The organism is Verrucosispora sp. WMMD1129 (assembly GCF_029581255.1).
GTDB classification, from domain to species: domain Bacteria; phylum Actinomycetota; class Actinomycetes; order Mycobacteriales; family Micromonosporaceae; genus Micromonospora; species Micromonospora sediminimaris.
Window position 1 is genome coordinate 3,381,977 of sequence record NZ_CP120741.1, and the last position, 12,861, is coordinate 3,394,837.

13 protein-coding genes are annotated in these 12,861 nt (G+C 70.3%); 8 read left to right on the forward strand and 5 right to left on the reverse strand.

All coding sequences use genetic code 11. The annotated features are described in order from the left end of the window. The first annotated feature begins 90 nt into the window (after positions 1-90). Entirely contained in the window at positions 91-672 is a 582-nt protein-coding gene (locus tag O7624_RS15765) for a hypothetical protein (protein WP_210936319.1), read from the forward strand. 28 nt (positions 673-700) lie between these two features. Here O7624_RS15765 and O7624_RS15770 read toward each other — a convergent pair whose 3' ends face one another. The 5 genes from O7624_RS15770 to dnaA all read right to left on the reverse strand — a co-directional run bounded on the left by O7624_RS15770 (position 701) and on the right by dnaA (position 7,181). Then, positions 701-1,228, reverse strand: coding sequence for a DciA family protein (locus O7624_RS15770; RefSeq protein WP_282240645.1), 528 nt, complete (start codon positions 1,226-1,228; stop codon positions 701-703). A 172-nt stretch (positions 1,229-1,400) separates the two neighbouring features. Further along, positions 1,401-2,534 carry a DNA replication/repair protein RecF gene (gene recF / locus O7624_RS15775; RefSeq protein WP_282236329.1) on the reverse strand — a complete coding sequence of 378 codons (1,134 nt, stop codon included), beginning with the start codon at positions 2,532-2,534 and terminating at the stop codon, positions 1,401-1,403. A 16-nt stretch (positions 2,535-2,550) separates the two neighbouring features. Beyond that, positions 2,551-3,423, reverse strand: a complete 873-nt coding sequence (gene gnd, locus O7624_RS15780) for a phosphogluconate dehydrogenase (NAD(+)-dependent, decarboxylating) (protein ID WP_282236330.1) — start codon at positions 3,421-3,423, stop codon at positions 2,551-2,553. A 38-nt stretch (positions 3,424-3,461) separates the two neighbouring features. Next, positions 3,462-4,595, reverse strand: coding sequence for a DNA polymerase III subunit beta (gene dnaN, locus O7624_RS15785; protein ID WP_282240646.1), 1,134 nt, complete (start codon positions 4,593-4,595; stop codon positions 3,462-3,464). A gap of 777 nt (positions 4,596-5,372) precedes the next feature. Then, positions 5,373-7,181 carry a chromosomal replication initiator protein DnaA gene (gene dnaA / locus O7624_RS15790; protein ID WP_282236331.1) on the reverse strand — a complete coding sequence of 603 codons (1,809 nt, stop codon included), beginning with the start codon at positions 7,179-7,181 and terminating at the stop codon, positions 5,373-5,375. Between the two features lie 617 nt (positions 7,182-7,798). Here dnaA and rpmH point away from each other — a divergent pair. The 7 genes from rpmH (at position 7,799) to O7624_RS15825 (ending at position 12,861) form a co-directional block, all read left to right on the forward strand. Further along, complete coding sequence (gene rpmH / locus O7624_RS15795) at positions 7,799-7,936, forward strand: 50S ribosomal protein L34 (RefSeq protein ID WP_013736606.1); 138 nt, start codon at positions 7,799-7,801, stop codon at positions 7,934-7,936. Between the two features lie 35 nt (positions 7,937-7,971). Then, positions 7,972-8,385, forward strand: coding sequence for a ribonuclease P protein component (gene rnpA / locus O7624_RS15800; protein WP_282240647.1), 414 nt, complete (start codon positions 7,972-7,974; stop codon positions 8,383-8,385). Next, positions 8,382-8,669 (forward strand): membrane protein insertion efficiency factor YidD, encoded by a 288-nt coding sequence (yidD, locus tag O7624_RS15805; RefSeq protein WP_282236332.1) that lies wholly within the window; start codon positions 8,382-8,384, stop codon positions 8,667-8,669. The genes rnpA and yidD overlap by 4 nt, the downstream gene beginning before the upstream one ends. A gap of 3 nt (positions 8,670-8,672) precedes the next feature. Continuing rightward, positions 8,673-9,662, forward strand: a complete 990-nt coding sequence (gene yidC / locus O7624_RS15810; protein WP_093409316.1) for a membrane protein insertase YidC — start codon at positions 8,673-8,675, stop codon at positions 9,660-9,662. 212 nt (positions 9,663-9,874) lie between these two features. Next, a complete protein-coding gene (locus tag O7624_RS15815) occupies positions 9,875-10,462 on the forward strand; it encodes a R3H domain-containing nucleic acid-binding protein (RefSeq protein WP_093409318.1) in 588 nt (195 codons plus the stop codon). Positions 10,463-10,561: 99 nt separating this feature from the next. After that, the gene (gene rsmG, locus O7624_RS15820; protein WP_282240648.1) at positions 10,562-11,254 is read left to right on the forward strand and encodes a 16S rRNA (guanine(527)-N(7))-methyltransferase RsmG; all 693 of its coding nucleotides are present in this window, start codon (positions 10,562-10,564) and stop codon (positions 11,252-11,254) included. 314 nt (positions 11,255-11,568) lie between these two features. Beyond that, a complete protein-coding gene (locus O7624_RS15825; protein WP_093409323.1) occupies positions 11,569-12,861 on the forward strand; it encodes a ParA family protein in 1,293 nt (430 codons plus the stop codon).

A 12,861-nucleotide genomic window follows, 5' to 3' on the forward strand; every position in this document is an offset into this window, starting at 1 on the left:
CTCGGGTTGCCGCAGCGGCCTTGATCTTTCAACGTTGGAACCGGACGATCGACCCGATCCACTCGCCCGTGCCTTGAGAGGTGACACCAGATGGGGCTGGACAACGTCGCGGTTCAGTGGCCGCGGACCGGCCGCTTCTACGACCCGGTCGCACCGGCCGAGTTCGTCGATTTCGGCGACATCGTGGACGTGCCGGGGATTTCGGCGCCGACCGCCGCGCTCGCTGAGCTGATCGCGAAGACAGGCACGGTCCGGGCCACCGCGTACACCGAAGTGGTGGATCTGATCCTCGGACTCGATGGTGTGCTCTACGCCACAGACGCCGCCGCCGAGGACGAGGATCCGGTGATCGACCCGGACGGGTGCGGCTGGATCGCGGGCGGCATCGAACGCTTCGTGGCCACGCACCGCCCGCACGGTGAGGCGGTCACCTTCGAGTCGGTGGGTACGGTGCTGCGCTCGCTGCTGGCCGACGGCCGCCTGGCCGAGCAGCAGCTACGGTGGCTGGACAGCCGGCTGGACGCGCTGCGTGACGACAGCGGTGCCGCGCCGCAGTGGACCTTCACCTGCGCTGAGCTGAGCGTGCTCGCCGCCTTCTACCGACGCTGCGCCGACAACGGCTTCGCCGTCTACGCCGAGTCGGCGGCACCTCGCCGGGCGGCCCAGACGTAGCCACGGTCCCCGGACGCCGCCGCGACGGTCAGCCGTAGGTGTCGCGGGGGCCCCGGCCGCGCACCCGTCGTGGGCCGCGTGACCAGGATGGGGCGGCCGGGCCGTGGATGTGCAGTTTGCGGACCACGTTGTGGCCGACCTCGCGAGCTATCTGCTGCAACAGCGAGCCGGCAAGCAGCCGCAGCTGCGTCGCCCAGGCCGTGGAGCGGGCCTCCACGGTCAGTTCTCCGTTCTCCAGCTTCACCGGGCGGCTGTGCTGGGCGACCTCCGCGCCGACCACCCGTTCCCAGGCGCCGAAAACGGTGGCCTCGGCGGCCGGCTGTTGCCAACCACGGGCCTTCACCAGCCGGTTGAGCACCGCGCCGAGCGGCTGCGGGTCACGCGGGTCCGGTCCGGGCCCGGAGTAGCCGCGCAGCCGGCGCTCGCCCTCGCCGCTCCCGGTCGTGGTGCGACGGCGGGGACGGCCGGCGGCTTCCCGCCGCGCCTTCGCCGCATCCAGGACCGCACGTGCCAGCTGCGGACCGGAGACGCCCTCGCCGTCGCCGGTCACCGGCAGGGTGCCGCCGGCCTCCGCCGTGGGCGTTGCGGCTGGCGGCTCCGCCGGGCGGCTGGCGGGCTTGTCGGTTCGGCCGCCGTCACCGGTGCCGCCCTTCCTGGCGGTACGCGCACCGCGTCCCGCAGCCGAGCCACCCGGCTGCCCCGGGGGCGCGCTGTCCGGCGGCTGTGGCTCAGTCGGCACGACGCACCGCCCCCTCTGTCACCTCGTACCGGGCGCCCCGCAGGGCGGCTGGCACGTCGTCGGCGACCGCGCAGGTCACCAGCAGTTGACTGGCCCCGCCGACCAGTTCGGCGAGTCGGTCCCGCCGGCCCGCGTCCAGTTCGGCGAAGACGTCGTCGAGCACCAGCACCGGTTCGATGCCGTCGTTGCGCAGCAGGTCGTAGCCGGCCAGCCGCAACGCGAGCGCGTACGACCATGATTCGCCGTGGCTGGCGTAGCCCTTGGCCGGCAGGGGGCCGAGGGTGAGGGTGAGTTCGTCTCGGTGCGGGCCGACCAGGGTGGTGCCGCGTTCGATCTCGGCGGAGCGGGACTCCTCAAGTGCGGTGGTGAGTGCCGCCGCGAGGACCTCCCGGTCGGTGGTGGGTTCGGCGAGGTCGACCGAGGGTCGGTAGCTGATTCCCGCCGCGCCGCGGCCGGCGGCCACCGCGTCGTACGCCTTGGTGACGTGCGGGGCCAGGGCGGCGACCAGTTCCAGCCGCCCGGCGAGCAGTTCGGCGCCGTGCCGGGCCAGGTGCGTGTCCCAGACGGCGAGGGTGGACAGGTCACCGCCGCGCGACCCGCCGGTCTTGCGGGCGAGGTACGCGGTGCGCAGCAGCGCGTTGCGTTGCTTGACCACCCGCTCGTAGTCGGCGCGTACGCCGGCGTAGCGGGGTTGGCGCAGCACCAACAGGTCGTCGAGGTAGCGGCGGCGTTCAGCCGGGTCGCCCCGGACCAGTTCGAGGTCTTCCGGGGCGAAGAGCACCAGCCGCAGCGCGCCCAGCACGTCGCGGGCCCGGCGGGCCGGGGAGCGGCCGAGGCGGGCCCGGTTGGCCTTGCCCGGGACGATCTCCAACTCCACCAGGAGTTCACGGCCGTCGTGCACCACCGCGCAGCGGATCACCGCGGCGGTGGCGCCCATCCGCACCAGCGGGGCATCGGTGGCGACCCGGTGTGAGTCGAGGGTCGCGACGTAGCCCAACGCCTCGACCAGGTTCGTCTTGCCGACGCCGTTGGCGCCGATCAGGACGTTCGGGCCCGGTTCGAGGTCGACGCCGATCCGCTCGTACGAGCGGAAGTCGACAAGTTCGAGCCGGCGGACGTACACGGGGTCGCGGTGCCGGTCAGGGCTTGCGTACGGCGTGCCCGCCGAACTGCTGCCGCAGTGCGGAGACGGCCTTCAGCGCCGGTGAGTCGTCCTGACGGGAGGAGAACCGGGCGAACAACGAGGCGGTGATGACGTTGAGCGGTACCGCGAGCCGGACCGCCTCGTCCACCGTCCAGCGACCCTCGCCGGTGTCCTCGGTGTAGTCGCTGAGCTGGGTCAGCTCGGGGTCTTCGTCGAGGGCCCGGTCGAGCAGGTCCAGCAGCCAGGAACGGACCACGGTGCCCTCGCGCCAGGACTTGATCACGCCGGGCACGTTCGTCACCAGTTCGGAGGCGGCCATCAGCTCGTAGCCCTCGGCGTAGGCGTGCATCAGGCCGTACTCGATGCCGTTGTGCACCATCTTGGCGTAGTGGCCGGCACCGACCGGCCCGGCGTGCACGAAACCGTACTCGCCGTCGGGCTTGAGCGCGTCGAAGATCGGCATGAGCCGGTCGACGTGTTCCTGCGCGCCGCCGACCATCAGGCCGTAGCCGTTCTGCCGGCCCCACACCCCGCCGGAGACGCCCACGTCGACGTAGCCGATGCCACGTTCGTGCAGCCGCTCCGCGCGGGGGGCGTCCTCGCTGAACCGCGAGTTGCCGCCGTCGATGATGAGGTCGCCCTCGTCGAGCACGGCGGCCACCTCGTCGATGGTGGCGTCGGTGACGGCGGCGGGCACCATCACCCATACCGCGCGCGGCGCGTCCAGCTTCTCGGCCAGTTCAGCCATGCTGGCTACATCGCTGCGCTCCAGGTTGTGGTCGAGACCGACCACCTCGTGACCGGCGGTGCGCAGCCGTTCGCGCATGTTGCCGCCCATCCGGCCGAGTCCTACCAGGCCGAGCTGCATCTCTGGTGACCTTTCGTGGGTGCGGTTGGCTCTGCCGGTCAGCGGGACACGCGGATCGGCATGATGAGGTACCGGTACCCACCGATGAGCTCGCCATCCTCGCCAGCGGGGGAAATGACCGCGGGCTTGAAGGCGTCCACGAAGTGCAGCACGGCGAACTGGGTGCCGAGGTTGGACAACCCGTCGATGAGGTACTGCGGGTTGAAACCGATGGTCAGCGGTTCGCCGGTGAAGTTGGCCTCCATGGCCTCGCTGGCCCGGGCCTCCTCGGTGCCGCCGGCCTCCACCACCAGCCCGTCGGCGCTGAAGCTGAGCAGCACGGGGGTGGCGCGCTCGGCCACCAGGGCGACCCGCTTGACCACCTCGATGAGGGCGCTGACCGGCACCTGTGCCTCGGCGTTGTGGCTGGCGGGGAAGAGCGAGCGGACCGGCGGGTAGTTGGCGCCGTCGAGCAGTCGGCTGGTGGTGCGACGGGTGCCACCGGAGAAACCGATCATGCCTTCGCCGGCGGCGCCCTGGGACAGGGCCAGCACCACCTGGCCGCCGAGGGGGCCGAGGGTCTTGGCGGTGTCGTTGAGCGTCCGGGCAGGTACCAGCGCGTTGAGGCTGATCTCCGGGTCGTCCGGGTTCCACTCCATCTCGCGCAGGGCCAGCCGGTACCGGTCGGTGGCAAGCATGGCCAGATTGCCGCCGGAGAGCTCGATGCGTACCCCGGTCATCATCGGCAGCGTCTCGTCCCGGCTGGCGGCGATCGCCACCTGTGCCACCGCTGCGGCGAACGCGGCGGCATCGACCGTGCCGGCGCTGGCCGGCATCTCGGGCAGGGTGGGGTAGTCCTCCACCGGCATGGTGGGCAGGGTGAACCGGGCGCTGCCGCAGACCAGTTCGAGGTGCGCCCCGACGGCGGCGATGTCTACGGGCTTGGCCGGCAACGCCTTGGTGATCTCGGCGAGCAGCCGCCCGGAGACCAGCGCAGCGCCGTCGGCGTCGCCCTGCACCTCCACGGTGACCTGGCTGCTGACCTCGTAGTCGAAGCCGGAGACCTGCAAGCTGCCATCGGTGACGCGCAGCAGCACCCCGGCCAGTACCGGTACGGATGGCCGGTTGGGCAGGCTCTTCGCGGTCCAGGCCACGGCCTCGGCGAGCGCGTCGCGCTCCACTCGGAACTTCATTAATGCCTCCGCGTCGACGTCGACGTCGTCAACTCTCTCATGCCGGACGCTGCCCACCGACCCGCCTGGCGTGCGGGTACCCCTCGCACCTTAGGGCGCGAGGGTATCGGCTGTGTGCCCGACCCCGTGGATCGTGTCGCTGCTGACGGGTCTGGCCCGGCGGCTGTCGACCGATCCACAGGAAGTCCAACGGTGATGATTGGTTTTTGTTCTTTTAGAAGAGATAACTCATCGTCTTCATCGCACCTGTGCAAACTGTGGAGAACCCGAGTATGGGCAGGTCAGACAGGTTATACACAGGTGGTTTCGCTGTGGATGGGCGGGGGAAAAACCCGGTCGGCGATCCACAGGCGCTCTCCGTGCACACGGTTGTCCACCGTCGTCCACCGGTTGTCCACCGGTAATCCACCGACTTTCTCCCCAGACCTGTGGATCGTCGCGGGCGTCTCGTCCACCGTCATCCCCAGAACCTTCAACAGCTTTCCCACAGGCAGCCGTCCGTCGGTGGACAGCGCCGTTGGTTGTCCCCAGGCGTCCACAGCGGTCCACAGCGTTGTCCCCAGGGTTTCTCCACAGGCTGTGGGTAACTGGGCGCTGACGGCGCGTGTTCATCCACTGCCCGTGGATAACGAGCTGTGGACAACGAGTGGCAGGCGGTGTGGACACGCCTTCGATGGTGTGGCCTGAACCTCGTTGAGGGTCAACCGATGAGCGCGAAAAAGGGTCCGACCGGAACCGGCCAGACCCTTCGCCGTGAACGTACGACGGGCGTACCCCTCAGGTGTTCTGCTTGATCCGGTTGGTCAGCTCGGCGATCTGGTTGTAGAGCGAACGCCGCTCGGCCATCTGCTGACGGATCTTGCGGTCGGCGTGCATGACGGTGGTGTGGTCCCGCCCGCCGAACGCCTGGCCGATCCGGGGCAGTGACAGGTCGGTGAGCTCGCGACACAGGTACATGGCGACCTGACGGGCGTTCACCAGTACCCGCGAGCGGGAGTGCCCACGCAGGTCCTCCAGGCTGACCCCGAAGTAGTCAGCGGTGGAGACCATGATCTGGTCAGCGGTGATCTCCGGCCCGGCGCCGTCCGGGATGAAGTCCCGCAGCACCTCCTCGGCCAGCGACAGCTCCACGTTCGACCGGGTGAGACTGGCGAACGCGGTGACCCGGATCAGTGCCCCCTCCAGTTCCCGGATCGAGTTGGACACCCGGGAGGCGATGAACTCCAGCACGTCCGGCGGGGCGTAGAGCCGCTCCTGGGCTGCCTTCTTCTGCAGGATCGCGATCCGGGTTTCCAGGTCCGGCGGCTGGATGTCGGCGAGCAGGCCCCATTCGAAGCGGGTACGCAGCCGGTCCTCCAGCGTCGCCAGCTGCTTGGGCGAGCGGTCGGAGGTGATCACGATCTGCTTGTTCGCGTTGTGCAGCGTGTTGAAGGTGTGGAAGAACTCCTCCTGGGTCCGCTCGCGGTTCTCCAGGAACTGGATGTCGTCGATCAGCAGGATGTCGACGTCGCGGTAGCGGCGTTGGAAGGCGCTGGTCTTGTCGTCCCGCAGCGAGTTGATGAAGTCGTTTGTGAACTCCTCGGTCGAGACGTACCGGACCGAGCGGGCGTTGCCCAACGTCGTGGCGTAGTGGCCGATGGCATGCAGCAGGTGGGTCTTGCCCAACCCGGAGCTGCCGTAGATGAACAGCGGGTTGTACGCCTTCGCCGGTGACTCGGCCACCGCTACCGACGCGGCATGCGCGAACCGGTTGGACGAGCCGATGACGAACGTCTCGAACATGTACTTCGGGTTGAGCCGGTTACCGCCGCTGTCCGCGCCGGTGGGTAGCCGTCGGTCGTCCCGGCCGACCGGCCGCTGATCCGGGCCACTGCGGCCCGGCCCGCTGTCGGTGCCTCCGTCGGCGGGTATCGCCCGGATCACGTGCTGGTCGCGGGGCGAGACGCCGGCCCCGTCGCCGTACCGGGGCGCGAAGCCGCCCGCGCCGGTGGGCGCTCGGTCCAGATGCCCATCCTGCTCGGTGAAGCTCAACCGCTCCGGTGCCCGCCGTCCGGTGTTCTCCGCCGGCCGGACGGGCTCGCCGAACCCGGCACCGAAGAGAGTTTCCTGACCGTCGGGGGCTGAGGTGTGGGGATCGTCCTCGACGCGCGTGGCGTCCGGCAGCGGCGGCCGGTCGAAACGGCCGGGGTGCGGCTGCTCGGGAATCAGCGGCAGTTGCCGCCCGCCGTCGAGACCTGTCGACCGGTCGTCGGCCTCGCCGGGACCGTGGTCCACCGGCTCCGATTCGGGGGTGCTGCGGTAGACGGTGCCGATGGCCCGCCCGTCCTCCGGTACCCGGACGGTGACGGCGACCTGGATCGGCCGGCCCAGCCGGCGGGTGAGCGCCTCGGTGATGGCCGGGCGCAGCCGGGACTCGATCACGTCCCGGGTGAAGGCATCCGGGACGGAGAGCAGGACGGTGTCCTCGACGATCGCCCGCAGCCGGGTCAGCCGCAGGTAGGCCCGCTGCTGCGCGGAAATGATCTCGTCAGCGAGTTCGTCGGTCGTCGCCGTCCACACCGCGGCAAGGTCGGTCGTACCGGCCACCGTCGTGCCACCCCCTCGCCTCTGCTCCCGGACGCCGCCGTCTCCCGGTGGCCCGTACCGGCGGGCGAGATCACGCCACCCACCCGGTCGCCGCACCCGGTCGTTCTCCACAAGTTATCCACAGCCTGTGTACCGACCGATTGTGGCCGCCCGCCGGGCTCGGGTCGGACCTGCCCCCTGCCGTGGCCGGGCACTGAAGCGGGGTTCACCGTGCCGAACGATTCACTACCGTGTCCGGTCTTGCCTGCCGGCGACATCGGCGCAACTCCGACGCTGACCGCAATCGGGCACGGTAACAGCGTTGTCGCTGCGTCTTCAACCGCCGACGCGGCTCACCCCTGTCGGCATTCGTGAAAACCACCGCTTCGGTCGTCTTCCGTCGCAGCTCACCGTCGGAGTGGCCAGGTTTGACGCTGATTATCCCCCGACCTAGGCTGGAGGGGCTGCTCTCACGCCCTCTGCTAGGGTGATGGGTGCTCGCTGCCTGCGGTCGCTCACCGCGCAACCGGGGTCACGCACCGACGGGCAGCACCGATCGGGGCCACCACAGCGGCGGCCCGGACCACCACGACCCGGCGATCCACTCGTCCGGGGCGTCCGACAACGGAGAGCCTGACGTGAGCAAGCGCACCTACCAGCCGAACAACCGCCGGCGCGCGAAGACCCACGGCTTCCGGCTGCGCATGCGCACCCGGGCCGGCCGCGCCATCATCTCGACCCGTCGCGCCAAGGGTCGCGCCCGCCTGTCGGCCTGAGGCCGGTCAGGTCCGCTCCGGAGGACGTGGCAGTCGTGCTGGCGGCCGCCCAACGACTGCGGCGCAGCAGCGACTTCGCCGCAGCGGTTCGCGGTGGCCGGCGAGCCGGCCGCGGCGCTCTGGTCGTTCATCTGACCGTGCCGAACGCAGCCGGATCCGACAATGCAGCGCCGAAGCCGGCGCGGGACAACGCGGAGACAGACTCCCCGCCGGTGTCCCGCGCCGGCTTCGTGGTTTCCAAGGCGGTCGGGCCGGCAGTGGTCCGTAATCGGGTGCGCCGCCGGTTGCGGCAGCTGACCCGGGAACGCCTTATCGACCTGCCGGCCGGAAGCACCCTCGTGGTACGCGCCCTGCCGGCCGCGGCGGACGCCACGTATCAACGGCTCGGCGCCGACCTGGATGCGGCGCTCGTCGCCGCTCGGTCCGGCCGGGGGCGGCGGCCTCGATGAGCGCCGAGCAGACGACGTCGCGCCCGGGTACCCCGGGTGCCCGGGTGCTGACCCTGCCCATCATCGCGTACCGTCGGTGGATAAGTCCGGCGTTGCCGGCCCGCTGTCGGTTCTACCCGTCGTGCAGCGCCTACGCCCTGGAGGCGGTGGCCCGGCACGGCGCGCTCCGGGGAGCCGGCCTGACGGTCCGGCGACTGTCGCGCTGCCACCCATTCCATCCTGGTGGATACGACCCGGTTCCGGAGCCGGGCGGCCGCCGACCTGCCGACGTGACTGGAGCCTGAGAATTGAGTCTCGACTGGATCTACTACGCGATCTCGTGGATCCTGCTGGCCTGGCACTCGGCCTGGGACGCCATCGGCATTCCGGACACTGCGGTCCTCGGCACGAACTGGGCGTGGATCCTCGCCATCGTCTTCCTGGTGGTCACCGTCCGGGTCATCCTGTTCCCGGTTTTCGTCAAGCAGATCAAGTCGCAGCGGGCGATGCAGGCGCTTCAGCCGCAGGTGAAGGCCCTCCAGGAGAAGCACAAGGGTGACCGGGAGACGCTCCAGAAGGAGATGATGGAGCTCTACCGGAAGGAAAAGGCCAACCCGCTCATGGGCTGCCTTCCGATGTTCCTCCAGATCCCGGTCTTCCTCGGCCTCTTCCACGTCCTGCGCCGCCTCAACCCGGACCCGGCGAAGAACAACAAGGACATCTACGGCTGGACCGTCGACCAGTTCAACAGCGCCTCTGACGCGACTCTGTTCACCGCCCCGATCGCCAGCAAGTTCGGCTCGACCGCGGCGGAACTGGCGCAGCTCGGCGCCAACGGCACCGTCGTGAAGATCATGGCCGGCGTTCTGGTGCTGGTGATGATGGGTACCACCTACCTCACCAGCCGCCAGATGATCCTCAAGACGGGCTGGGCGGAGGACCCGCAGCAGCGCATGATCCAGCGCCTGATGCTCTACGGCATCCCGCTGTCCCTGCTTGTCTCCGGCGCCATCTTCCCGATCGGTGTGATCATCTACTGGGTCACCAACAACCTGTTCACCCTCGGGCAGCAGCAGTGGGTGCTGCGCAAGTTCCCGCCGCCGGTGACCGCGACCAGCGGCAAGCCGGGCACCTCGGCGCGTAACGGGGCGCAGCCCGCGAAGACCGGTGGGCTGTTCGGCCGGAGCAAGCCGGCTGCCGTGCCGCCGCCCCCCGCCGCGCCGAAGATCGCCGGGCCGAAGCCGGGCGCCAAGCCGGCCAACCCGAAGAAGGGCCGCCCCGCCAAGCGGCAGGGCTGAATCGTCCGGGCCGCTGCCGGGAGACCGGCGGCGGCCCGTTGCGCGCCGTGCCGCCGCCGTCAGGCCGGCGCCGGAACGCGAAGCGCCACGCGCGCCGTGGCGGACGGGCGAGACTGCCCCTACAGACGTGCCCGTGGGCACCGGCGACGTCCCGCCGGCCGCGGGGAACCAGCGGACCCGAGGTCCGGCCGAGCGAGTACGGAGATGACACCGTGACCGACACCAGCATCCCCCGCGCCGAACAGCCCCTGGACGACGAGGAGCCGACCGCGGCGGCTCCGGTCGAGGGCGAGCCGGAGGAGACCGACGCCGAAGCGGCGCCGAGCAAGGCCCCCGGCGAGAGCGACCTGTTCCGGCAGAGCGAGATCGCGGCCGACTACGTGGAGGGGCTGCTCGACATCCTCGATTACGACGGCGACATCGACGAGCTGGTGTCGGGTGGCCGCCCGGTGGTCGAGGTCGTCGGTGGCCGCCTGCAGAACCTCGTCGGCCAGCGCGGCGCGACCCTCGAAGCGCTGCAGGAGCTGGCCCGGCTCGCGGTGTTCCGGCAGACCGGCTCGCCGAGCCGCCTGCTGCTCGACGTCGGCGGGTACCGGGCCAACCGGCGTAAGGAACTGGCTGCGGTCGCCCGCAACGCCGTCGAGAAGGTCAAGGAGCACGGCGAGCCGGTGCGGCTGGAGCCGATGTCCGCCTTCGAGCGCAAGTGCGTCCACGACGTGGTCAACGCCATCGACGGGGTGGAGAGCGAGTCCGAGGGCGTCGAGCCCAGCCGGCGCATCGTCGTCCGTCCCGCGGACTGACAGGTGCGGCAAGACGACGCCAGCGGCGTAGCCGCGTCCGGCCCGGGTGGTACGCCGCCCGGGCCGGCGGCTGTCCCACCTCAGCCCGCCACCGCTGCCCTGCCGCCCGAACTGGCCGGAGCGGCGAGCAGGCTCTTCGGCGTACGCCTCGACGTCGCTGCGGCCTACGCCGAACTGCTTGCCACCGACGGGGTGGTACGGGGGCTGATCGGTCCACGCGAGGCCCCCCGGATCTGGGATCGTCACCTGCTGAACTGCGCGGCGGTGGCCGAGCTGATCCCACCGGGTGCCTCCGTGCTGGACGTGGGATCGGGTGCCGGCCTTCCCGGCCTGGTGCTCGCCATCGCCCGGCCCGACCTGGCGATGACGCTCATCGAGCCGCTGGCCCGCCGTACCGCCTTCCTCAACGAGACGGTGGAGGCGCTCGGCCTGACCAACTCCGTACGGGTGTTCCGCGGTCGAGCCGAGGAAGCAGTCGCGGTGTCGGAGGTTGGGCCTGGGGACGTGGTCACCGCTCGGGCGGTGGCACCACTGGACCGGCTGGCGGGCTGGTGTTTACCCCTCACCGGAGTCGGCGGCCGACTACTCGCCCTGAAGGGTGCCTCGGCGGCGGAGGAGATCTCCGAGCATGCCGAGGCGGTGCACCGCCTTGGTGGCGGTCAACCTGCACTGCATCGGTGTGGTGAAGGCGTCGTGGAGCCGCCGACCACGGTGGTTGAGATCGTCCGGGAGAGACTTGTCGGTCCGGCGGCCCGGACGTCGTCCAGAAAGTCGCGGTCGCGTCGACGGTAGTCGGAGCGCTCCGCTCTTGGGGTCTTCGCACGGATGACCTGGGACCGTACGCCGCAGGCAGCCGCGAATTGCAGCGTTCCGAGGCGGGTTACCCGCGCCGCTGCGCGCGGCGCGACCGGCGGGTTACGAACCCGACGTGGACCGGCCGCGCCCGTGCGCCGTAGGCTGGCCGCGCGTCGATAGTGTGGAGCGGGCGGCGATGGATCTCCCTCCGGGGCCCGGCCGCTCCCGCCGGGCGGTACCTCTGCGGAGAGCACGCGAGTGGCCCGGTTGACGGGTGCGGACCGACCATCCGAAGCGGGCAGGGATGACAGGTGCATGACGACGGCAGGTACGACGATCCGCGCGTGACCGGGTCAGCGGGTGACCCTGTTTCACGTGAAACCGAATATCCGAACTGGCGGCCCTCCGAGGTGCCGCAGAGCCCACCGGAACCCGGTCGGAACGCGCCGACGTCGGGTGTTCCGTGGTCGGGGGCCGGCGACGGACGCGACGGTACGGATGCGAGTGGCCGCCCGGTCAACGCGTCTCCCGACGCGCGGGTGATCCCGATCCGCCGGAACACCTCCGCCTCTGCTCGGTTCGAGGTGGCGGCAGCACACCCCCCGACAGCCGCGGTGGTGCCGGATCCTCGACCGGCTTCCGACACGCCCGCACCTGCGGACGGGTCCTACCCGTCCGCCGCGCCCGAGGCCGCGTACGTTTCACGTGAAACCCCGACGCGCGAAGAGGATGACCCACCGTTGGCAATGGAGGCGATGCGCGCCGTGCAGATCCTGAATCCCAGTGGCGAGGTGACCATGCCTCGGCCCGACCGGACCCGGGTCATGTGCGTCGCGAACCAGAAGGGCGGTGTGGGTAAGACCACGACCACGGTCAACCTCGCGGTGGCGCTGGCCCTGCACGGCAACCGGGTGCTCGTGGTTGACCTCGATCCGCAGGGCAACGCCTCCACCGGCCTCAACGTGCCACACCACACCGGCGTGCCGGACGTCTACGACTGTCTGATCAACAGTGTGCCGCTGGAGGACGTGACCCAGGCGGTGGAGGGCATCCCCAACCTCTGGTGTGTGCCGGCCACCATCGATCTCGCCGGTGCCGAGATCGAGCTGGTGTCAGTGGTGGCCCGCGAGTCGCGTCTCGACCGCGCCATCACCGCCTACCCGGGGCACTTCGACTACGTGTTCATCGACTGCCCGCCCTCGCTCGGTCTGTTGACGGTCAACGCGTTGGTCGCCGCGCAGGAGGTGCTCATCCCCATCCAGTGTGAGTACTACGCGCTTGAGGGGCTGAACCAGCTGATCAACAACATCAACCTGGTTCGTCAGCACCTCAACCCGCAGCTTGAGGTCTCCACGATTCTGCTCACCATGTACGACCGTCGTACCCGGCTCGCCGACGCGGTCGAGCAGGACGTCCGGAACCACTTCGGCGACAAGGTGCTCCAGGCGGTGATTCCGCGTAACGTGCGGGTCTCCGAGGCGCCCAGCTACGGCCAGTCGGTGATGACCTACGATCCCGGTTCGCGGGGCGCGACGAGCTACTTCGAGGCCGCGCAGGAGATCGCCGAGCGGGGTGTCAAGGAGCCGGTGAGCCGGAATGCGTAG